Annotated in this window: 22 protein-coding genes; 5 read left to right on the forward strand and 17 right to left on the reverse strand. The window is 43.3% G+C overall.

What is annotated here, in order from left to right; translation table 11 throughout:
- Positions 1 to 19: 19 nt before the first annotated feature.
- A complete protein-coding gene (locus AB3N00_RS03850; protein WP_413033382.1) occupies positions 20 to 2287 on the reverse strand; it encodes an ATP-binding cassette domain-containing protein in 2268 nt (755 codons plus the stop codon).
- A 73-nt stretch (positions 2288 to 2360) separates the two neighbouring features.
- Positions 2361 to 2702, reverse strand: a complete 342-nt coding sequence (locus AB3N00_RS03855) for an ArsR/SmtB family transcription factor (protein WP_413033383.1) — start codon at positions 2700 to 2702, stop codon at positions 2361 to 2363.
- Positions 2703 to 2956: 254 nt separating this feature from the next.
- Between AB3N00_RS03855 and AB3N00_RS03860 the strand changes: the two genes are divergently transcribed.
- Positions 2957 to 4327 (forward strand): amino acid permease, encoded by a 1371-nt coding sequence (locus AB3N00_RS03860; protein WP_413033384.1) that lies wholly within the window; start codon positions 2957 to 2959, stop codon positions 4325 to 4327.
- Between the two features lie 50 nt (positions 4328 to 4377).
- On the opposite strand, the gene asnA is transcribed toward AB3N00_RS03860, so the two are convergent.
- The 3 genes from asnA to csaA form a co-directional block, all read right to left on the reverse strand.
- Positions 4378 to 5391, reverse strand: coding sequence for an aspartate--ammonia ligase (gene asnA, locus AB3N00_RS03865; protein ID WP_413033385.1), 1014 nt, complete (start codon positions 5389 to 5391; stop codon positions 4378 to 4380).
- A 134-nt stretch (positions 5392 to 5525) separates the two neighbouring features.
- Positions 5526 to 6161 carry a LysE family transporter gene (locus AB3N00_RS03870; RefSeq protein WP_413033386.1) on the reverse strand — a complete coding sequence of 212 codons (636 nt, stop codon included), beginning with the start codon at positions 6159 to 6161 and terminating at the stop codon, positions 5526 to 5528.
- A gap of 228 nt (positions 6162 to 6389) precedes the next feature.
- Complete coding sequence (gene csaA, locus AB3N00_RS03875) at positions 6390 to 6722, reverse strand: chaperone CsaA (protein WP_413033387.1); 333 nt, start codon at positions 6720 to 6722, stop codon at positions 6390 to 6392.
- A gap of 287 nt (positions 6723 to 7009) precedes the next feature.
- Between csaA and AB3N00_RS03880 the strand changes: the two genes are divergently transcribed.
- Positions 7010 to 7888 (forward strand): aminoglycoside phosphotransferase family protein, encoded by an 879-nt coding sequence (locus AB3N00_RS03880; RefSeq protein ID WP_413033388.1) that lies wholly within the window; start codon positions 7010 to 7012, stop codon positions 7886 to 7888.
- An 89-nt stretch (positions 7889 to 7977) separates the two neighbouring features.
- Here AB3N00_RS03880 and nspC read toward each other — a convergent pair whose 3' ends face one another.
- From nspC to AB3N00_RS03905, 5 genes are all read right to left on the reverse strand, one after another.
- On the reverse strand, positions 7978 to 9105 hold the full coding sequence (gene nspC / locus AB3N00_RS03885; RefSeq protein ID WP_413035182.1) for a carboxynorspermidine decarboxylase: 1128 nt from the start codon (positions 9103 to 9105) through the stop codon (positions 7978 to 7980).
- 1 nt (position 9106) lies between these two features.
- Positions 9107 to 10345, reverse strand: coding sequence for a saccharopine dehydrogenase family protein (locus AB3N00_RS03890; RefSeq protein WP_413033389.1), 1239 nt, complete (start codon positions 10343 to 10345; stop codon positions 9107 to 9109).
- A 934-nt stretch (positions 10346 to 11279) separates the two neighbouring features.
- Positions 11280 to 11630, reverse strand: a complete 351-nt coding sequence (locus tag AB3N00_RS03895) for a DUF3221 domain-containing protein (RefSeq protein ID WP_413033390.1) — start codon at positions 11628 to 11630, stop codon at positions 11280 to 11282.
- Positions 11631 to 11780: 150 nt separating this feature from the next.
- The gene (locus AB3N00_RS03900) at positions 11781 to 11906 is read right to left on the reverse strand and encodes a hypothetical protein (RefSeq protein WP_413033391.1); all 126 of its coding nucleotides are present in this window, start codon (positions 11904 to 11906) and stop codon (positions 11781 to 11783) included.
- Positions 11907 to 11913: 7 nt separating this feature from the next.
- On the reverse strand, positions 11914 to 12492 hold the full coding sequence (locus AB3N00_RS03905) for a TetR/AcrR family transcriptional regulator (RefSeq protein ID WP_413033392.1): 579 nt from the start codon (positions 12490 to 12492) through the stop codon (positions 11914 to 11916).
- A gap of 371 nt (positions 12493 to 12863) precedes the next feature.
- On the opposite strand from AB3N00_RS03905, the gene AB3N00_RS03910 reads away from it, so the two are divergent.
- Positions 12864 to 13724, forward strand: a complete 861-nt coding sequence (locus AB3N00_RS03910) for an alpha/beta fold hydrolase (protein ID WP_413033393.1) — start codon at positions 12864 to 12866, stop codon at positions 13722 to 13724.
- A 532-nt stretch (positions 13725 to 14256) separates the two neighbouring features.
- Positions 14257 to 14865 carry a hypothetical protein gene (locus tag AB3N00_RS03915; RefSeq protein ID WP_413033394.1) on the forward strand — a complete coding sequence of 203 codons (609 nt, stop codon included), beginning with the start codon at positions 14257 to 14259 and terminating at the stop codon, positions 14863 to 14865.
- 132 nt (positions 14866 to 14997) lie between these two features.
- Here AB3N00_RS03915 and AB3N00_RS03920 read toward each other — a convergent pair whose 3' ends face one another.
- The 4 genes from AB3N00_RS03920 to AB3N00_RS03935 form a co-directional block, all read right to left on the reverse strand.
- The gene (locus AB3N00_RS03920) at positions 14998 to 15243 is read right to left on the reverse strand and encodes a hypothetical protein (protein ID WP_413033395.1); all 246 of its coding nucleotides are present in this window, start codon (positions 15241 to 15243) and stop codon (positions 14998 to 15000) included.
- Positions 15240 to 15443 (reverse strand): hypothetical protein, encoded by a 204-nt coding sequence (locus AB3N00_RS03925; protein ID WP_413033396.1) that lies wholly within the window; start codon positions 15441 to 15443, stop codon positions 15240 to 15242. The genes AB3N00_RS03920 and AB3N00_RS03925 overlap by 4 nt, the downstream gene beginning before the upstream one ends.
- A 707-nt stretch (positions 15444 to 16150) precedes the next feature.
- Positions 16151 to 16900 carry a gamma-glutamyl-gamma-aminobutyrate hydrolase family protein gene (locus AB3N00_RS03930; protein ID WP_413033397.1) on the reverse strand — a complete coding sequence of 250 codons (750 nt, stop codon included), beginning with the start codon at positions 16898 to 16900 and terminating at the stop codon, positions 16151 to 16153.
- A 230-nt stretch (positions 16901 to 17130) separates the two neighbouring features.
- Complete coding sequence (locus AB3N00_RS03935) at positions 17131 to 18330, reverse strand: MFS transporter (protein WP_413033398.1); 1200 nt, start codon at positions 18328 to 18330, stop codon at positions 17131 to 17133.
- A 233-nt stretch (positions 18331 to 18563) separates the two neighbouring features.
- Between AB3N00_RS03935 and AB3N00_RS03940 the strand changes: the two genes are divergently transcribed.
- Positions 18564 to 19433, forward strand: a complete 870-nt coding sequence (locus AB3N00_RS03940) for an AraC family transcriptional regulator (protein WP_413033399.1) — start codon at positions 18564 to 18566, stop codon at positions 19431 to 19433.
- Between the two features lie 83 nt (positions 19434 to 19516).
- Here the strand turns inward: AB3N00_RS03940 and AB3N00_RS03945 are convergent, their stop codons facing one another.
- The 3 genes from AB3N00_RS03945 to AB3N00_RS03955 form a co-directional block, all read right to left on the reverse strand.
- Complete coding sequence (locus AB3N00_RS03945) at positions 19517 to 20782, reverse strand: methyl-accepting chemotaxis protein (RefSeq protein WP_413033400.1); 1266 nt, start codon at positions 20780 to 20782, stop codon at positions 19517 to 19519.
- An 87-nt stretch (positions 20783 to 20869) separates the two neighbouring features.
- A complete protein-coding gene (locus AB3N00_RS03950; RefSeq protein ID WP_413033401.1) occupies positions 20870 to 21574 on the reverse strand; it encodes a cache domain-containing protein in 705 nt (234 codons plus the stop codon).
- 312 nt (positions 21575 to 21886) lie between these two features.
- Positions 21887 to 22795, reverse strand: a complete 909-nt coding sequence (locus tag AB3N00_RS03955; RefSeq protein ID WP_413033402.1) for an ArsR/SmtB family transcription factor — start codon at positions 22793 to 22795, stop codon at positions 21887 to 21889.
- Positions 22796 to 22904 lie beyond the last annotated feature (109 nt).

Consider the following 22904-nt stretch of genomic DNA (forward strand, 5'->3'; position numbering starts at 1 on the left):
CTCATAAGTCGTTCTTTTCTTATTTCTCATTACTATCTAAATACTGACCTGTAATTGACTTTTCCTCATGGACAATCTGCGAAGGTAATCCCTCGAAAACCACCTGTCCACCCTTGCTGCCTCCGTCGGGTCCCATATCAATAATCCAATCCGCTTGGCTAATCACATCGAGATTATGCTCGATGACAATCACAGTGTTGCCGGCATCCACGAGACGGTTCATGATCTCCAGCAGATGGCCGATATCCGACATATGAAGACCGGTCGTGGGCTCGTCCATTACGTAGATACTGCCCTTCTTGTGCAGTTCGCTTGCCAGCTTGATTCGTTGGCATTCCCCACCGGAGAGCGTGCTAAGCGGTTGTCCAAGCGTAATGTAATTCAGTCCGACATCACTCATTGCTTGAAGTTTGCGCTTCACTTCTTTGAGTTGGAAAAACTCCAACGCTTGCTCCACGGTCATCTCCAGTACTTCAGCAATTGACTTGCCGTTCAGCTTATACTCGAGTACCTCATCTTTGAACCGTCTGCCTTCACATACATCACATGGCAGCTTCACGCTGTCCAGGAAGGAAAGGTCTGTATATATGACCCCAAGCCCCTGACAATGCTCGCATGCTCCCTTGGAATTGAAGCTGAACAAGCCTTGATTCACCTTATTCTCTTTGGCAAACGCTTTACGAACATCGTCCATAATGCCCGTATATGTCGCAGGATTGGAACGTGTTGATACACCTACCGCAGATTGGTCGATCACGATTGCATCCGAATGCTGGGTGAGAAATACTTCGTTGATTAGCGTACTTTTGCCTGAACCGGCGACACCTGTAACGACAGTAAGCACACCCGTTGGAATGTCTACACTTACATTCTGCAGGTTATGCAAGGTTGCATCCTTAATGGGCAGCTTGCCAGATGGCTGCCTGCAATCGTGCTTCAATTGCAGAGGTCGTTTCATGTGGGAGCCAGTCAGCGTACCTGATTCCAGCAGACCATGGAAACTTCCTTCATATACTATTGTTCCGCCACGGCTGCCAGCGTGAGGTCCAACGTCTACGATATGGTCCGCAACCTTGATCACATCCGGATCGTGCTCCACGACAATTACGGTGTTGCCCTTATCGCGCAGCTTCTGAAGTATTTCATTTAACCGGTGGACGTCTCGAGGGTGCAGGCCAACGCTAGGTTCATCAAAGATGTAAGTGACATCCACAAGGCTGCCACTGAGGTGTTTCACCATCTTGACCCGCTGCGACTCGCCGCCGGATAATGTATCTGTCTCACGGTCCAATGTCAGGTAGTCCAGTCCGATATCCACCAGATGCTGTAGCCGTTCCGTCAATGACTTGATAACTGGCGCTGCAACTGCGTCATCAATCTCCCGAATGACTCGAATAAGCTGACCCACCTCCATGGCAGACATCTCCGCAATATTGAGTCCTTTGATTCTGCAGCTGAGCGCTGCCTGACTAAGTCTTGCACCCTGACAACTGGAACAAGGACCTTCTGAGATAAATGGCATAACCGCTTTTTGTGTGCGTTCAGATTTCGTCTTAACATCCTGCTTGATGTATTTGTTGGTAAACTTCTCAATGACACCTTCTACTGTAATATTAGTTGCCTTACCCGCGAAATCCACTTTCACTTTTCTAGCCTTGCCATACAAAAGCAGTTCCAACTCCTCATCGGAGTATTCGTTAAGCTTCTTGTCCGGATCGAAGTCCCCGGACTGCAGGACCATGTTCCAATCCCAGCCATTCACGCCATAGTCCGGAAGCAGAATAGCCCCTTCGTTTAGAGATTGAGACATGTCTACTGCCTTGCTCATATCAACGCCGAGCCTTCGTCCGATTCCGTTACACTCGGGGCACATGCCTTGTGGATCATTAAAAGAGAACATGTTAACCGGTCCAACATAAGGCTTACCCACTCTCGAAAAGAGCAGCCGCAGAATGGGTGAAATATCAGTAATCGTACCCATTGTGGAATGAGAACCACCGCCTAATCGCTTCTGGTCCACAATCACTGCCATGCTTAGATTTTCGATCGCATCCGTATCCGGTTGTGGTACGCGGGGCAGGAACGTACGCACGAACATGCTGAAGTTCTCATTCAGCAAACGTGTGGATTCTGCAGCGATTGTATCAAAAACAATTGATGATTTGCCGGATCCGGATACCCCGGTGAAGATTGTAATTCTCCGCTTGGGGATGCGCAAGGATACGTTCTTGAGATTGTTTTCCCTCGCACCAGAGAGTACAATGTACTCCTGATTAGTTTCGCTCATGCATGGAAACCCTCCGATTTTTTAATTTGTCATTCGTGATACACTCGAATTTACCGCTATTGGTGAATCCAGTTCAGTTGGACTCATTTTCCTCTTCTAGCAGTTGGTCCAAGCGCATCATATTGTTACTCCAGAATTTACTGTAAAAAGCGACCCAATCTTGAATTTCTTGGAGTGGAGCGGCATTTAACCTGAATCTCGTTTCTCTTCCAACCTTTCGGTCATGTACCAAATCCGCCTCTTTAAGGACGGTTAGATGCTTGGATACCGCCGTCCGACCCATTTCAAACTGTGCTGTTAATTCATATAGCGGTACTTCTTCTGGCTCTGCTTCTGCTAATAACTCAATCAGTCGTCGTCTGGTTGGATCTGCAATCGCGTCAAATACATCACGCGATTGGATGTTCTCACTCACAACACTCTCTCCTAAATATCATTTCCATGAATACAAAATTGCAGTGAACACATTCATTTTCACGTTGCGTTTTCGCCGGGTGATTCCTTTTCCAAAAATTAGACACCTTTTAGTGACGTATTGATTGTAAGATACCGTTTGGAGTCATGTCAACGAATCATTGACCTTTTAACGCGAAAAACTGAAGTTACGGAAGACGGCATATTTTATCCTTTATTGGATCACCTTATCTGAGAAGGAGAGGTGTATCTACATTGACCGATTTAAGTTGCACTGCACAAGACGCTTCCTCATCGTCTGAAGGAAAGGGGAAGGGAGAGTTAAAATGGTGGCAGCTTTCCCTGCTTGGCATCGGATGTACGATTGGAACCGGATATTTTCTAGGTTCGGGAATCGGTATTAAACAGACTGGACCTTCCATGGTGCTGTCCTTTTTGATAGCGGCATTGGGTACCTATATTGTGTTTCATTTTCTGGCGAAAATGACTACGGCAGATCCTCAAGAAGGCTCGTTCTGTTATTATGCTGGCAAAGCATTTGGACGCTGGGCACGTTTCGGATGCGGCTGGAATTACTGGAGCACCAAAATTTTGATCATGGGAAGCCAATTGACTGCCTTGTCCATTCTCTCCCGATTCTGGTTTCCGAATGTTCCCCTTTGGGTTTTTGCAGCAGGATATGCGGTACTGTCCATTTTTGTTGTATTACTCGGCACACAGTGGTTTGATAAAATCGAGAATGTTCTAGCCGTAGTCAAAACGGCAGCTATCGTTATGTTTATTCTGCTGGCTGCAGCTGCACTCTTTGGCTGGATTCATGGGGGAAGCAATGAAAGACCGGGCTTTCCTGGTTCAGCTTCTGAAGTGTTCCCTGGGAAATTCCCGGCCTTCTGGTCCTCGCTCCTCTATGCGTTTTACGCCTATGGAGGTGTGGAGACCATTGGTCTCATGTCCATTCAGTTGCAAGATAAAAAGGATGCTCCCAAAGCCGGAAAGGTCATGCTGACCGGACTTTCAATCCTGTACATGTTATCGATCGGACTGGCCGTATTCATGGTGCAATATACGAAGATGAATGAAAAGGAAAGTCCATTTGTAACCGCCTTGTCTTCGTATCATTTGGCCTTTTTCCCACATGTATTCAATGGGGCCATCATCTTGGCCGGTTTTTCAGCCATGAGCGCCTCATTGTTTGCAGTCGTTAACTTATTGGTTACCATGTCCAAGGACGGGGACGCGCCCAAGTTATTCAAGATCAAGTTGAAATTTAAACAGCTCCCCCTGCCATCCCTTGCTCTAGCCGCGGTTGGATTATGTGCATCCATCGTAACAGCCCTTCTACTGCCAGGAAAAATCTACGAGTACATCACCACCGCAGCTGGTATTCTGCAGATGTATAACTGGTCCTTTATCATTATTGCAGCGTTCAAGATCCTCCGGATCCGCTTGCGAGATGTAATCTTTGGCATATCGGGTTTGATTCTGTTATTGGGTGCCGTTAGTGGGACACTAGTGAAGCCAGACATCCGGGTGGGCTTTTTCGTAAGTCTAATCATGATTGTTGTTATTGGTCTGGTCACCTGGATCATGACGAGATGGTGGAAAAAACATAAGGTCTCCACTTAATCAAACAAAAAAAGGATATCCTCATTGGATATCCTCTTCTCGATTTTGTTCTATAGCAAAGGGATATTTCCCTCTTGGCACTCCTGCCAGGTTCTCTGATTCCACACCGAAGCCTGCACCTCGCCAATATGAGCTTTTCTTAACAAGAACATATAAAGCCGGGATTGACCAATGCCGCCTCCCATAGTAAATGGCAATTCCCCATTCAAAACAGACTGATGAAAATCAAGTGCAGCCCGTTCTTTCGTTTGGCTCAGAGCAAGCTGCTTTTCGAGAGAAACGGCATCCACGCGGATCCCCATGGATGATACTTCCAGTGCCTGCTCAAGTACAGGATACCACAACAATATATCTCCGTTTAGTGTCCAATCATCGTAGTCAGGGGATCGACCATCATGAATTCTTCCGGAATCCAGTAATCCACCCACCTGCATAATGAAGACAGCACCGTATTGGCGCGCAATCTCGTTTTCGCGTTGTTTTGGCGTGAGTTCAGGGTATTGGTTTTCTAATTCTTGTGTTGTGATGAAGAATATCTGAGCTGGAAGAATGGGTTTAAGGCATGAATATTGTTTGCACAGTTCCTGTTCCGTAGCCTGAATGGAACGATAGATCTTATGAACTTCTTCCTTTAAAGTGGTCAGGTTACGTTGTTCTACAGCGATCACTTTTTCCCAATCCCATTGATCCACATAGATGGAATGCAGATTATCCATCCACTCATCACGTCTAATCGCATTCATAACAGTATACAATCCCTCTCCCACCTGGAACCCATATGTCTTCAGAGCGATACGTTTCCACTTGGCTAGCGATTGGACGACTTCAATCTGCCCCTCTTCCATATCCAGTGCGTCGAAAGAAACCATACGCTCTACACCATTCAAGTTATCATTGATTCCTGTACCTTCCTGCAAAAGAACCGGTGAAGGTATCTGCATGAGGTTTAAGTTCAGCTCCAACTGCTCCTGAAATGTTTTTCTTGAAAAATGTATCGCCTCGGCAGTTTCCCTGAGATTCAGCAGCGGTTTATACTCGCTTGGTACAACAATCGTTCGCAGCATTTAGGTACATCGTCCCTTCAGTTTAATTTTCATGCAGCGTTCTGCATAACTGATGAGAGCAGTCTATGTGCCTAATGTGCATGTGTCGCGTTGTCCCAGTACAGAACCGTTGCATTTGGGTGTATGCCCAACCTCTACGAAAATAAGGCTCGCAGCCCCTGCAGAGCAAAATATACCCCGAATCCAACGAGGGACAACCCGGATACAACGGAAATTATGGCGAGACTCTTTTGATTGAGATAACGCCGCATACCTGTGGTCAAACCCGCCACCAGCACATCCCAGAGCGTAAGTCCGATAAAGATCATGCTGCTGTAGATCAGCAAATGACTCGTCCCAAAAGATACTGCCGTTTTGGCCAAAATGGAGCCGTAAATCCCCAGCCAGAAAATGATGGACATCGGACTCGTAATGGACATGAAAAAGCCAAGCATGAAACAGTGGATAAGGGAATCCTTACGGTTTTTGGATGAATGCAGCTTCAGTTTATTAATCTGTAAGATGCTTTCAATCCCGGTATAGGTCAGTGTAAACCCGCCAACAAGCCAGAGGAGAATTTGAACCATGGGGATATTGAGGAATTGAACCAAACCCAAATAAATCAAGAGCATAAATGCGGCATCCGCAATCATTGAACCCGCACCGACCATCCAGGCATGCCAAAATCCATTCTTGATGCCCTTGTCCAAACGTGCTGAATTCACGGGCCCAATGGGAGCAGCAAGCGTCAAACCAAGGAAAATATAACTGATCAGAAGTTGAACACTCAACTCTTCTTCACTCCTACTCGCTTGTCCGGTTTATTTCCACATCTTATGATCCTCACTCTTCTAAAATGACACAATGTTAAATATCTTCCTTCAACATATATGAACACAAGATACAAATAAAAGGCCATTTCACAAGACAGATGAACATGTCCGGAAATAGCCTTTGATTATTTTAGAAGTCTATGAAATTGCATTTTTGAGATCTTAAATGTCACGAAGTCGTATTCTCTACGCTATAGGTGTCCCTGCAGGTAGTTCAATATCCGGTTGTAACAGAACGACATCTCCCTTTTCGGGCACCCCTCCTAAAACGAGTACCTCAGACTTAAATCCGGCAATCCGCCGTGGAGGAAAGTTAACTACCCCGATAACCTGTTTCCCTATGATATCCTCAGCCGCATATCTTTTGGTAATTTGCGCACTCGATTTTTTGATTCCAATCTCTTGTCCAAAATCAATCTCAAGCTTGATTGCAGGCACTTTGGCTTCCGCAAAGAACTCAGCGTGAATAATGGTTCCTATTCGGATGTCCAGTTTTAAAAAATCATCAATCGTTGCCATGTATACAAACTCCTCCCAATAATAGTTGAAATTATCGCATATAAAAAGAAGTACGCCTAAACCGTAAATTTACATTATATCATTGTTTTATTGGTGTAACTAAATCTTTAATAGATATAGAACTATCGTCATTAGAGATAAGTAATTTATTTTTCGAGGCCAGTTTATATTCCGATGTTTTATTTCATATCATCCTGTACAATTACACTATTCATAAAAAATTCCTTTACTTAGAAACGGCAGTAAAATAAAGTGGAAATCAACTTCAAAAGAATGAGGCGAATGATATGATTGAAATTACTCCTGAACTGGTACGTCAATTAATCCATAGCCAATTTCCCAAGTGGAAAGAGTTAACAATTGCACCCGTAGAAAAAAGCGGACATGATAACCGCACCTATCGACTGGGAAACGATATGACTATTCGCTTGCCGAGTCATGAACGTTACGCCTCTGCTGTGAAAAAAGAGATGACATGGCTTCCTGTTTTCAAGCCTTTACTATCCTTGCCAATCCCGGCCCCTGTTGCAGAAGGTGAACCTACGGAGGAATATCCCCTTCCCTGGTCCATCAACCGCTGGATTGAAGGTGAGACTGTCTCACATGACAATATCGTTGATCTGAACACATTTGCTGAGGATCTTGCAAATTTCCTGACAGAATTAGAAGCAATCGATGCAAGCGAAGGGATACCAGCAGGCATTCAAAACTTTCATCGCGGAGGAAACTTGGCGGTTTACGATTCGGATACCCGATCCGTCATTGACGGTTTATTCGGCCAATACGATCAAAAGCTGTTATTGGAAATATGGGATCTTGCCCTTGCCACAAGGTATGAATCGACACCGTTATGGCTGCATGGTGACGTTGCAGTAGGCAATCTGCTCGTGCAAGATGGGCGATTATGCGGCGTAATTGATTTTGGAACGATGGGCGTCGGCGATCCTTCAAGTGATTTGGTAATGGCTTGGAATTTTTTTAATGATACAAGTAGAGACATTTTCCTCGGGCGGATGAACGCTGACCCAGATATGATAAACCGTGCACGTGGTTGGGCTTTATGGAAAGCGCTTATCACCTATGCTTGGAATGAACCAGATACGGAGTCATCGAACTGGGGAAAACGTGTTATCGATGTTATTATTCGGGACTATAACTCACTTTAAATTCAGAAAAGCACCTGAAGATGCATATAAAAACCGGATTCCTATTAGCGGAATCCGGCTTACTATTAATTCGTATATATTATGACCAACTATGCCAGTCTCATTTTGAAATCCTGATATCCGAATTCCCGAACGACTTCGCAATCGCCGTCTTTTCTTTTTACCGCAATAGCTGGCAGCGGCATGCCGTTGAACGTATTCGTTTTGACCATGGAATAGATCGCCATGTCTTCAAAGACCAAACGGTCGCCCTCTTGCAAAGGTTGATCAAATGAATAATCTCCAATGACATCACCGGAAAGGCACGTTTGCCCGCCAAGACGGTACAGATGCGGTTTCTCTCCTACTTCTCCTGAGCCTACCAGCGGCGGACGATACGGCATTTCCAGCACGTCTGGCATGTGGCAAGTGGCTGAGGTATCCAAAATGGCAATGTCCATGCCGTTTTTGTGGAAATCCAGCACGGAGGTCACCAGATAACCTGCATTCAGCGCAACTGCTTCTCCCGGTTCCAGATATACTTCAAGGCCATATTTGTCCTGCATGCGTTTAATGCATGCTTCCAGTCTTGGAATATCATAATCTTCCCGCGTAATGTGGTGACCACCGCCGAAATTGATCCATTCCATTTGCGGCAGCCATTGTCCGAACTTCTCTTCTACCGCGTTAAGTGTTGTTTCCAGATCGTCGGAATTTTGCTGGCACAACGTATGGAAATGCAGTCCGGAGACGCCCTCCAGCAGCTCTGCTTGGAAATCCTCTTGCTTCGCTCCAAAGCGGGAACCCGGAGAGCACGGATCATAAATCTCGTGCCCCTCCTGGGTAGAGCATTCAGGGTTGATGCGCAAGCCGACCTTACGGCCAGCCTGAAGCGCCTTATCCTTGAATTTTGCCAGTTGGGAGAATGAATTAAAAATAATATGGTCGCAGATGGAGAGAATCTCGTCGATCTCTTCTGCGCGGTATGCCGGAGCAAAGACATGATTCTCTTTACCCATTTCCTCGTGGCCCAGGCGTGCTTCATACAAGCCACTCGCCGTTGCACCGCTCAAGTATTCTCCGATCAATGGATACATCGCAGTCATGGAGAATGCTTTTTGAGCGAGCACGATTTTGGCACCTGTACGCTGCATAACACCGTTCAGGATTTTCAGGTTTTTCTCGATAAGCCCCTCGTCAACAACAAAACATGGCGTCGGTAATTGCTCAAACCGCATTTTAACGAACAAGCTCCGATTCTTTAACTTCTTCTGGCAGCTCATCAACGAGTACCGGGTTGAAGTCTTCTACCCATGGAAGACCCCATTTGTTCAACTCTTCCATGAATGGATCCGGGTTGAACTCTTCAACATTGTATACGCCCGGTTTGTTCCATTTTCCAGTCATCACCATTGCTGCACCGATCATTGCTGGCACACCTGTCGTATACGAAATGGCTTGGGAGCCAACCTCTTTGAAGCACTCTTGGTGATCACAGATGTTGTAAACGTAGTATGTTTTGTCTTTGCCGTCTTTTTTCCCTTTGAAAATACAACCGATGTTCGTTTTACCGACAGTACGTGGTCCAAGGGACGCCGGATCAGGCAATACAGCCTTCAGGAATTGCAGCGGAATGATTTGTTTACCTTCGAACTCGATCGGTTCGATCGAAGTCATGCCCACATTTTCAAGAGCTTTCAAGTGAGTAAGGTAGCTTTGGCCAAATGTCATGAAGAAACGGATACGTTTCAGACCAGGAATGTTTTTCGCCAGAGATTCCAACTCTTCGTGGTACAGCAGGTACATGTCTTTTTCGCCAACTTCCTTGAAGTCGTAGACACGTTTGATTTCCATCGGTTTGGTTTCGATCCATTCGCCATTTTCCCAGTATCTTCCGTTAGCCGAAACTTCGCGGATGTTGATTTCCGGGTTGAAGTTGGTTGCGAACGGATAGCCATGGTCGCCGCCATTGCAGTCCAGGATATCGATGTATTCGATTTCGTCGAAATAGTGCTTCAGGGCGTATGCAGAGAATACGCCAGTTACGCCTGGGTCAAAACCGCTGCCGAGTAGTGCAGTAATTCCTGCTTTTTCAAAACGCTCTTTGTAATCCCATTGCCAGCTGTATTCGAATTTTGCTGTATCTTCCGGCTCATAGTTTGCTGTATCCATGTAATGCGTTTTGGTTGCAAGGCACGCATCCATGATTGTCAGATCTTGATATGGCAGAGCCAGATTCATTACGATATCCGGTTTCACTTCGTTGATCAGGGCAATCAGTTCATCTACATTGTCCGCATCCACTTGTGCTGTCGTAATTTTCGTTTTGCCACCGTCCAGCTTGGCTTTGAGTTCATCACATTTGGATTTTGTACGACTCGCGATACAAATTTCCTCAAAAACTTCGCTATTTTGAACGCATTTGTGTACTGCCACAGAAGCCACGCCGCCGGCGCCGATGATTAGTGCTTTTCCCATTTTCCATTCTCCTATCCCAATATGTAGATTTTTTTTGTTTTTTTGATTAAAACGTCCGTTTCAAGGTCTTCTCATTTTCCAACTTCCGTCTGTTCCTGATACAACAAAAAAAGCAAGGTGAAAAATGCCGCAATCGCGCATCATCACACTTGCTTGTCGATATACATCGTGAAAAAACGTAAAGTCTCCATGACCAAAAAAGTTCCCAAGAACTCTTCTAGCGGAAAGCTCCCTCATGTATATCAATATTAGATCAGAGTCTATATAGCAAATAATTCGCCTTTACCACTCTTATTGACCGTTTCACAAGTTGATGTGCAATTGCACTGGTTGTAAAGTAACCAACTTATAAAATTTGAGCTTTTAACTCAATCAATAAGGCAACATGAAGTTGCCAATCGGCGTTTGACCCGGCTGTCCGTATGGCCTTGACTCCCTAGAGGAAGTGGTCAAAATTATCTGCTGGAAAGTTCTCAATCCAATTGATACATTGGCTTTCCAAAATCACAGGTTAAACAATATCAAACACTCCAAGAAAAATCAAGGCATAATTTGAAAAATATTTTTTCCTCATTTTGGACTGACCTCATCCTGGGTTGGCAGCTCCCTTTTTCGCTCAACTTTCCAGATCTCTTTTAGTATTTCGAATTGATTACTCAGCTGGTTAAATGCATGTTTGTCGTTTGTACAATGTAGCACTAACGAATGACTGGAAATCATCATCACGTGAAGAAAGCTCGTTCATAATTGATATAAAGACATTTCTCAAAGAAATGCACGTTTTCCCTGCTGTTTCAAACACGATAAGTTATCAATGAATTTATATTTATCAATAGGCATTTGTATAGTTACTAAAGATAGCGTATGTTTACACCATTAACCATTTATATTCTTCGACTATTATTTGTACTTATTTACTTGTAGATTGACTATCTCATTCTTCTATTTCGATCTTTCCCGCTACGATTTGAGGTGGATCAGATTGTCCGACAACATAAAACCCTTCTTCATTTACTTTTGGTGAGACTTTAACTTTGTCCCCCACTTCGAGCTGCTCATAGAGCTCGGTATCTTCCACAATATAGGAGATGACCTTAATCTTCTTTTCTCTGAGAGCAGCAAGATTACTGTCAGCTTCTTCTTGAGGTATATTTTCCGCTACCAGGATTCGTTCTTCTTCCTTCAGTATGATATAATCCCCTGTTTCGTTTGCTGAGAAGAAATAGCATCCACTAAGTGAACATAGGAGAGTTAATACAATCGCACCTATGACCGGTTTTCTCAATCGTACTCCTCCTCACAATACAGCTACCTTCTATATAAGACGTTGAAAGTGGAACGTTTGTTGCTTTTTCACCAAACAGCTGCTAACAAATAAAGCCGCAAATATGCGGCTTCGATGCATTCGCTTGAAAATGCTCAAGTACAACTTTACCTACTGTCCCGACATCTCCAAAAGATGGTGAGCTATGCGCAGATTGTCGGCAAAGATCGGCTTCAATTTCTGTGCCATGGTCGTCCGTATGATACCTTGATCCACGAGCCGTGCAATTTCATTCAACAGGTTTCTATTTTTCTAAAATCTGCATGGTCATCGTGGTAATGCGACTTAGCTTTTCCTTTGACACCGATGTCCGTGCCATCACTCTTAATCCTGTTAGAGCATTGTGCAAATACTCAGCTAATTCCTGTGCCTCATATCGATCTGTGAACTCCCCATTTTGTTGTCCCCACGTAACAATCTCCACAAGCAGATGCTCAACTCTTTCGAAGCCTCCAACTGCCTTGGCATCGACGTCTTCATCCCGACAAGCCATTTCCACAGCAGAATTGACGAACATGCACCCAGGTGGAGCATCCTCTTCACCGTTACTCATATAATCAAAAATGAACTGAAGTGCTTCCTTCGCTGTCTTCGATTGCTTGACGCCCGCCCCCAATTTGGCATCGGTTCGGTTCTCGAAGCGCTCCATTGTTTTAAAGAATAAGGTTCGTTTATCTGTAAAAGTATCGTAGATACTTCTGCGATGGATGCCCATGTGCTCGACAAGATCACTCATCGATGTCTTCTCATATCCCTGTTCCCAGAAAAGCTTCATGGCTTTTTCCAGCACTTCGTTTTCTTCAAATTCCTTGCTTCTGGCCATTTAAAGTCCCTCCAATCATCAACCATCACAAGTATATCATTTTGAGAATGATCGATGAAGAATATTGATGGAGTTTTAATTCTGGCTTGGTATCAGGTTAAGAAGATCGTTTAGAATACAACTCCTATTCACGAACCCTGATTTTTTAAAAACAGTCGTTCTATAAACACTAGATTGGTTTGTTTTTCCTGTGAATTCACCCTAACATTATGAGAACGATCAGTAAGTGTTTTTTACCGATTGTTCTCATAATCATTCGGATTGTTTGTGTCCATAGGTATGAGTTTAATATTGTGTGAGCAGAACGGTTTTATTCGTGTTCTTAACCGAAGTAACTCTACTGTAATAGTAAATTGCTAGGAGGAATCAAGATGGGACAATATGTACAGGTAGAAGACAAAGTTAAAATCTATGTTGAAGATATCGGTGAAGGCGTTCCGGTCATCTTCCTTCACGGCTGGCCAGCCAACCATCTCATGTTCGAATATCAATATACATTGCTGGCTTCTCATGGTTACCGGTGTATTGGGATCGATATCCGTGGATTTGGCAAATCCGATGCGCCATGGGAAAGTTATTCTTATGACCGGATGGCAGATGATCTTCGTACTATTATTGATGAACTTCGCTTGGAGCATGCAGCTCTAGTTGGTTTCTCCATGGGTGGCGCTATAGCTTCACGCTATATGGCACGTCATCAGGGCTACGGTATTAAAAGATTGCTGCTGGCCGGTGCTGCCACACCTGTATTTACCCGCCGCCCAGGTATAGAGTATGGTATGGATCCGGATGAGGTAACCTCGCAGCTCATCAACGCTACTTACGAGAACAGACCTGCAATGCTCAATAAATTCGGTCTGAAATTCACGAAAACAAAATCTAATCCGGGTATGCTGGTGTGGCTGGAATCTCTTTGTTATCAGGCATCTCACCATGGTACCATCAAAGCCGCAGCCTCATTAAGAGACGAAGATCTTCGAAATGATCTGGCTTCCATTAACATACCGACAGTTGTGTTCCATGGACAAAAAGATAAAATTGTTGAGCCTGAGCTAGGAGAATTAACGGCACAAAGCATCGCAAATGCTCGCTTGGTGAAGTTCGAGGATAGCGGTCATGCCATGCTCTTCGACGAGCCGGAAAAGTTCAACCAGGAATTGTTAACCTTCCTTGATGGAATGAGTTCAGAATATGTGCAGCTCAAAACGATTGAATCGCCCCGCAGTCTGTAGTAGCGGGCTTTAATATGATGAAGTAGCCAATTAAGATGGCCTCCTGTTTGTATTAACAAACAAGGGGTCTTCTTTTTTAGTTATAGATATGGCTAACTATTATTTTGAATCCATTCACATAAGATAGACAATGCAAAAAAAAGAGCTTGAATTTTATTTCTTAGTCATGTATTTCTTTTTGTAACAATGAGGGTGTGTAAACGTAACGGATTATGGTGGTAGATACTAAGTACGAGATATGGTTTTCTATTGTGAATTTTTCATATGATGAAATGTCATAAAATTAGTCTTTGTATCAGAATTAAAGGCTGGATTTCGTCACGTTCTTTATACTTTTTCAAAAACACTCCTGTTGCTGGCTGAAATTATCAAGCAGTTTTTGGCTGCGAGCGAGTCAGAATGAACGTTTCCGATCTAAACAAGTGAATGGGTGATTTCAAACCTTTGTCCGTATGTTTTGTTTGTAATAGTGAAAGATAGAATTCGATGTGTTTAGTTGATTAGAATTTTTTAATATCGGAGGGTTTCCTTAATGAAGAAACTGTCTCGTGGCTTATTAACTGTAGTTATTAGTGGAGTCTTACTGCTATCTGCATGTGAAAAATCAAGTGAAGCTTACGTTCCTACCAGTAATGAAGAATCGATCAGTGACACAAGTCCAACACCTTCAACCAGCAATACACCAGTAAGTCAAACACCGACATCAAGTACTTCCCCAACAGAATCAGAAATGTTAATTAATCCAGAAGGTTTGGAATTCAAAGAGATTTCAGCGGTAAATTTTGAAAAAGGTATATTCATTGATTTTGACCGATATAAAAAAAGCTTTTTTAACGATGATATTATCTCAAAATTCAAAAGCAATATTGAAGCCGTTGTGGAGAATGATAAAGAAAAATTCAGAGAAAATCTGTATGAAGGTTCTCGGAAAGAATCAATCTTTTTCAGTGAAGAAGACGTTCAATATATGTTTTATGATCTGGATCTCCTGGAGAAAATAAAAATTGATGGACGTGAACAAATTCGAGTGGGCATTCAATATGCCAAGAAATATGCTGATGAGCGTATTGAGAATACAGCTATTACTTACTTCTTTACAAAAAACAAAGAAGGCGAATGGCGTATTGAAAATATCGATTAGTGTTTGATGTAAGAGCACTATAAATGTAAACAAAAAAGGGAGCAGTTGCTTTTGCAGCCTGCTCCACTTACCGAATTAGTTTTAATGTAGATAAGGAATGAGATACTTCAACGTCTTCTTTTTTTAACCTGTTTACTCATCAAAACGCAAGGTGAACACGAGCGCCCATTCCGTTTTGCTTAGTGAATCCTCTGAAAGATCTGGGGCATTTATTTGGTTTGCACTTGTAGCGTGCATACCAAGCACATGAACAGGCTGTTCACCTGTGAACGTCTGTGTTCCCGTATTCTGAATCAAAGCGCTTGCTTTCAACTCTGGATTCCAGGGAAGAGTAAAAGTAGCTAAGCCTGACCCCGTTTTGATTTTGATTATACTCAATTTTTTTGTTCCTCTGTAGAGACTGAATCAATCGATATGATTAAATCAATTTCATTGCTTTTCTCTTGCCCCTCCAAACTGAAAAACAAATCTCCAATCGATCCTGCCGAATCAACTTTCTTCCCATTCTCCCAAATGTCCATATCAAGCCTGGCATAGGGTTTACTTCCCTCATACGCTAATTTAAATGCACCCGACATCATGCCAAGAAAAGGTTTAAACCTCGCTGCTTCCCCTTGGGACAGATCAATGGGAGTTAGTGTTATACGGTTAGGTTTCGAATGATCTGGTGTGATTGTCTCAGTCTTTTCTTTAGAGCAGCCCGTCAATACGAGCAAGAAAATACAAACAAATGAAATTATCCGCAATTCACCACTTCCTTCATTTTAATATTTTTGCAAAAGCTGAATCGCTATATTTACTTGCACAAACCTTTATCCAAATAATAAGATTATAACATACATTTTTTTACAATTTAACCAATTAATATCAAGGAAGGAGTTGGTTATAATTCAAGAAATAATAATGATGGTAATAAGTTTATTTTTATTCGCACTTTTAATGTGGAAGCATAGAAATGTATTGAAAAAGCTATCACCTAAACAGATTCTCCGGGTTACTGTTACTTATGTATTTGCAATTTTGATTGCGTTTATTTGTATTTACATAGGCGGAAATTGGCTAGCAGATTTCATCCCAATCAAATTTATCAGCGTTGGCGCATTCATTCTGATCATAGTAGTAACACTCTCCCTCATACATTTCTGTTTAAGAAAAATTTTATCTAAAATAACAAATGGGATATTAGGTTCTTAATAGATCTCTAATTATAGTTTTGAATCATGATTACCAGGTCCACTCTGAAATTAAAAAAAGCAGCTGATCATAACGATTCAGCTGCTCACATTTAAGCTGTGATTTCTTCGACATTGATATCAACACTGAGAGGTTTACAAGCGTTGACAAAAGCTGAAAATAATCTATGACTATGATCATCGACTTTATAACTGTATTCTGGGTGCCATTGCACAGCCAACACAAATTTTTGGTTCGGCATAACCACAGATTCGACCAGTCCATCTTCAGCAGCTGCCGCTGCAGTTAACTTGTCTGATAACGTCTTGATCCCTTGGTGATGATAACTATTCACTCGGATAATATCTGTTTGTACAATATCATGCAGCAAATTATCTTTTTCAATATGTACCTGATGCACAAGATTGGTATATGGCGGGCTTTGTTTATGGTTAACTGGATCGCTCACATGAACCTGTGTAGGGATGTCCTGATACAAAGACCCACCCAACATTACGTTAAATAATTGTAGTCCGCGGCATATGCCAAAGGCTGGTTTATCGAGCTCTATTACTTTTTGAAAAAGGAGTGCCTCCATCATATCGCGTTCAATACATAACTCCCCACAGGTATCCTCTACCCTTTCATGATAAAGCTCCGGATTGAGATCATGTCCGCCCGTGAACAGAAATCCATCAAACGCATTAGCAAGTGCTGCAATAATCTCGAGGTTTTGGGTCAACGGGAGCATGACCGGAATTCCACCCGTCTCTTCAATGGCGTTCATATAATCTGGAAGCATCCAGTAACTTTCTTTGTTTGAATCATATAACGGCAGGACACCGATCATGGGCTTTTTCATTGGTTTACCTCCTCATTGGTTGAATGCATGGAGATCGCATTTGTGGATTGGGAAATCTTTTCATTCATTTTATCAGAACTCCTCCTATACAAACTCACTAAATTGTTGCACTTTCCTACTATTAAAGTTCTCAGTCTCCGAGCACAAGTAAATCTAGATTTGATTAAAAATAAAAAGACCCAATGTATGCTGAAGTACCATACACTAGGTCTAATCCAAAATGTTTAAATCTACGCCGCGTTTGAAGTGGTTGCTTCTTCCGAATTCAATTGGATGGAACGCTGGCATATTCTCGTAATGGTAAAAGCCAGCAAAGCTAGGACCACAGCAACCGGAGGTACCCAGTTCACACCACCCAAATTGACGGCAATCCCCCCGACTCCGGAGCCGAGCGCAATCCCCACGTTAGCCGCCACAGGCAGCAATGTGGACGCGAACGCTTTTGAATTCGGAGCGATCGCTCCAGATACGTCGAACAAATACAGTTGGGATGCCGCGCTCATGGAAGATGAAAGGCATCCGATCAGGAACAGGAACGCCAATCCGAGCCACAGATTGGACACGGCAAAACTCAGTCCCAAGAAGATAACCGCTTGAATCACGAACAGCCACTTGAGCTTGGGCAAGAAATTGCCCTTGGCTATTTTGGCACCGATCCAGTTGCTCAGAATGCTGCAGGCTCCATAGATGAGGAGTACGGCACTAACCCACCGTGCAGGCACACCCATGGACTCACTCAGAATCGGGGTAATATACGTGAACGTTACGAAGATACAGCTGTTTCCCAGTACCGGGATCAGACAGGCTAGTAAGATCCGCGGCTTCAAAAAGAGAGCCATCTGATCGCTGAACGAACCGGCAACGGTTGTCGTGCGGCGTGGAAGTATCCGGAACATGAACACAAACGGCACGACACCGATACATGCGGTAACGACAAATGTCATGGACCAGCTCAGATGCTGTCCGATGAACGTACCAAGCGGAACACCTAGCACATTCGCGATGGAGAAGCCGCCCAAAATCCACGCGATAGCTTCTCCTCTCCGCTCCCGGTTCACTGCGTCGCTTGCGATCGAGATCGAAAGCGATATCGTAAGTCCACAAGCAACGGCTGATATGATGCGAATCGCCATCAAGGAAGTGAACGTTGTTGAAAACACAGTCAACACATTCAGAGCAAGCACAATGGCAAATCCAATTAAAATCGAGCTTCTTCTGGATATTTTCGCCAAGGAAGCCACAGCGAATGGTGTACCGACTGCATAGGCAATGGCAAAACCGGAAACAAGAGCACCCGCAGCAGCGAGGGACACTTTCATGTAACTTTCAATTTCCTTCAATACACCCACGATCACATACTCGGTTGTTCCCAGTACAAAGCTGACCAGCGTAAGTGTTAAAATAAGTAAATTCTCTCTTGTTCTAGTCATAAATCAGTTCTCACTAATCCTTTCTAATGTTGCAAGCGCTTCAATTTCTAAAACGTTTTCTAACGAGTGTAATTTCTGCATTCCCATCCCTTCAGTTTCGATATATAGTACATATTGGATAGTGAAATTGTACTGTCAGATGTGCCAGGGCGACAATCAAGGTTGTTGTGGTTTTATTTCAAAACATTATGAATGTTGTCATTTCATCATAGAACCTCGAAGGGAAGACACAGATGAATAAACGTCACGAACCCGGCCAATTGAGTGAGGACCAGGATTGCATCATTATTTACGTAGGGAAGCTGGCCGATAACCCCGATTGGAGTTTTCCAACACATAAACACGACGACCTACATGAAATCATTTACGTAAATGAAGGCAAAGGATCCTTCACCATTGATGGTGTGAAGCATTGGGCTCAAAAGGGGGATCTGCTCATTTACAATAAAGGAACACTTCATGAGGAGAAATCCGACCCTGAGTTTCCGTTATCCACCTTTTATTGTGGCTTTCGTTTCAAAGAAGGTGCCCGTGATCATAACGATTGGGTCATTCCTCCAGGGAGCGAACCGATCATTCGAGCAAACCGCTATTCGGACGAGCTTCATTCGTTAATGCAGACCCTGTTCAGTGAATTTTCTATTCGAGAGGATGGATACGAGTCCATTTCCCAATACGTCTTGAAAGCTGTACTGGTGATCATCGATCGAATGTCCCGTCATCTGCTCACTGCAGGTGAAATTGTTCGCAGCAACACGCTTGCCGAGAGCATTAAGGACTATTTGGATACCAACTACCGGCAAAACATCAAACTGAAGGAACTTGCAGATCAATTTCATATTGATTTCTATTACTTGATTCACATGTACAAAAATCACTATGGTACTTCCCCCTATCATTACTTGATCCAGCGAAGAATGGGTGAAGCAACCCGATTGTTAGTCTCAACCAAGAAAAAAATATGGGAAATTTCCAAACTGGTCGGGTATGATAATCCCAATTACTTCACCATTCTGTTTACGAAAACAGTCGGAGAATCGCCGCGAAGTTTCCGGAAACGAAATCAAAAGGACATGTTCGGGGATGCTGCATCCAGTCAGTAAGAGGAACGTGTTATTCTCTACAGCACAAAGGCGCTCCTTTAGGAGCGCCTCGTCTTATCGTATAAACTAACCTTAAATCTAATCTAAAGAGTAAATCGACGAACCAGCTTTTGCATATTCTCAGCCGTTTTGGATAGCTGCACAGATGATGCCGAGATCTCCTCCATTGCCGCCATTTGCTGTTGGGCTGCAGCCGAAGTAGTCTGGGCACTGTCAGCCGACACTTTCGAAATATTGGCCATTTCGGCAACCGTAGCAGAGACCTGCTCCGTACTTGCTGACAGCTGCTCTGATACAGCAGATACATCTTGGATTTGATCCACAATATGCGTTGTAAATTGTTCAATGTTGGATATCGTAGCAGAAGCTTCTCGGCTAATGCGCATTCCTTCACCAACTTGATTGCGTACTTTATCATTCATCAGTGAAGTGGATTTCTCAATCAGATCGAACATTTTGCCAATGGTAGCAGCAATTTGTTCCGCACTTTGTTTGGATTGCAAGGATAACATACGTACTTCACCTGCAACAACAGCAAAACCTTTTCCGTGTTCCCCTGCTCTTGCTGCTTCAATAGAAGCATTCAGTGACAGAAGATTGGTTTGCCGAGAGATATCGGCAATGGCTTCGTTCATTCGATTGGCCTCTGCTGATAGATTGGACAGCTCGTTAATTAAAGCTGAAGTTTCTTCAACGGCTCCAAGAATATGTTCCATCTGTTCTCCGACTTGGTTTATGGTTTTCCCACCGTTTGCGACTGCACGTTCCGTCTCTTCGGCCGAATCAACAATCGCACTCGCAGATTCTGCGATCGTACTGATGCCTCTGGCCATTTCTTCCACTGCGTTCGCGGTTTGTTCCGAATTCTCCGCCCCAATTACAGCTGTTTCGGCAGTCTGCTGCATGGTCTCGGCAACATGTTGAACCGATACGGTGGTTTGTTCTGTGCTTTCCTGTATCAATTGTGATGAATGACTTAGCAACGAGGATGTCTGATTCAGTTCAGTAACAACTGACTGCAGCGAAATGGTCATTTGGTCAAAATCATTTGCCAATAAGCCGAATTCGTCTTTGTTTTTCAGGTTAACTCGTTCCGAAAGATTTCCTTCCCGTACATTGCGGGTTGCCGTTCGCAGCTTTTGCATGGGTATCATAAAAGATCTCAGAATAAAGAATATGATGACTCCGGCTAACAATACAGAAATAATAATTACCGTAAGGCTAGTGACCAGAATTGGTTTCGCTGCGGCGATGAAATCTTCATGGCCCATCAAAGCAATAACATTCCAACCCGTTAAAGCATTGACACCGTTGTAAACCTCCAAGTCATACTCCAGGTCAGTTCTCACAAATTGGGAGAATGCCATTGGTTCATCTGAACTTGAAGCCGTATTGGGATGGACTGGTATTCCGTCAATAAGTGCTCCACCAAGCTCTCATCCCCCACCTTTTGCAATGGCACCGGACCAAGCCGCGATGGTTCGATTGGCATCAACGACGATCAGACTTCCATTGCCTCCAACATCCACATAAGATAGCTCTTTGGCTAGTGGCTCAAGATCAAGTTTAATATTTGCCACACCTTGTTCGTTAGTTAGAGCTTTTGATATCTCTACATAAATTTTTCCGGAAACCGGGTCTTTCGTGATGTCAGAAAAAGTTAGCGCCCCATTGTTGCTTTTACCATTGGTGTACCATTCCGTACTGCGTGGATCGTAGGTTGCTTCCCCTATTTCTGGAGAAGTAATGAAATTGCCCTGCTCATTCCCCACCGTAATGGCGAGAATATCAGGATATGTATCAGCTAATTGGTTTATTTCTGCTTGAACTGCTTCGGTGTTCGCTTCGATGGATGCGGAGCCAAACATGTTATCTAAATAACTCAATAATTGTGCTTTTGCGCCCACCAGATTGTCAATGTGCTGCCCTGTCATTGTTAACATGGTATTCATTGGATCTGTCATTCTTTGTTGAACCTGATCCTGCGCACTGTGATAGGAGAAATATCCGATAAGCGCTGTTGGAATAATGAGTACAGTAAGGAAAGCTGCAATTAGCCTGGTACTCATTAGACGTAAAACAGATGCCCCTTTTTTAACAAAAGTTATTTCTTTCTTTTTATTTTTCTTTTTTTCTTTCAAATGGATCGCCCTCTCCCTATGAATTCAGAACAATACTATATATCGGTATATATAGTAAATACTTTAATTAATGGTATATTTTTATTTCAAAAGTAATAAACAGATTTTTAGAATTGAACTCTTCTCGGTTGAAAAAACACTCGTGAATCTTCAATTTGTTTCTGAAATTAAACACAAAAAAACCCATATATATACACACCCAAAGAAACTTTGGGCATTTATATACATAGGTATTGCCTGAAAAAATCAGTAACAAGCCTTATTTGTTTGTATTATAGCATAAATAAAAAGGATGTGTTAACTATATTCAGGTTAATCGCCAAGATGTACGCGGATCACAATATCCTGGTCATGATTGCCGAATCCAGCCCCATACAAGGTTAATCCCCCGACATTTACCGCTTGTTCCTCAACCGCGAATCGAAGTGTCCAGAATGGTTCACTCAGCTTAATATCATCTAAAGTCACGTTTGACATCTGCTCTCCATCTATGTGTGTTCCTGACGCATCTATTCGAATCGTCTTCAACAAGCCATATTGATTCACGTTACGGTGCCACCATTCCGGTGTATATTTACCGCGTGCCGCTCTTCCAAAATCCGCCGGACTCGTCCAGGTTCCCAGTACAATGCCATTAAACGTAAATGTAATATCCGATGGCCAATCGTCTCTTAAGCCGGGTGCTTCAGAAGCAATCTCCATGGAAATTTCTATAGCCTCGGCTTTCGGGTCGGGGAATAGATAGTTCGGTGTCTTGTACTCAACATAACCTCTCCCGAACCACAGTATGGAAGCTTGCACCCGCTCAGGATCCAGGAAGTAACGAGGATCATCCCATATTCCTATTTCCTTCTCTCGCGTACCCAGTCCGCAAGTTGGATGGATATCAAATGCGGTGTAATGACCAACGGAAATGGTCTGCTCTCTTATATTCGCGACTCTGCTGGCGGAAGGCAGTTCAATTTCAATCTTTTTTTGTTTGAGAAAACACATTTTGTGTGTCCCACCGTTTCGACGCACTCTGCGACTCCCAATGAGTTCTGCTTGTTCGAGTTTTCGTATGTGCATCGTCACAATGGACGGACTGAGTTCGATCTTGGCCGCTATATCCTTGACACTCAATTCTTGATCGGCAATTAACTTCATGATATTCCATCGGACTTCACTAGCCAATGCATCGTATAATGCCATAAATTTGGATTCTCCGTTTGATCGGATCATGTACACACTCTCCTGAGACACTTGTTGAAATCACATTTATATAAATTTATAGAATATTAAAAGAAAATACAACCCATTTATATTGAAATAAAATGGATAGTGGTGTTTA

This window comes from Paenibacillus xylanilyticus (assembly GCF_047246825.1).
GTDB classification, from domain to species: domain Bacteria; phylum Bacillota; class Bacilli; order Paenibacillales; family Paenibacillaceae; genus Paenibacillus; species Paenibacillus xylanilyticus_B.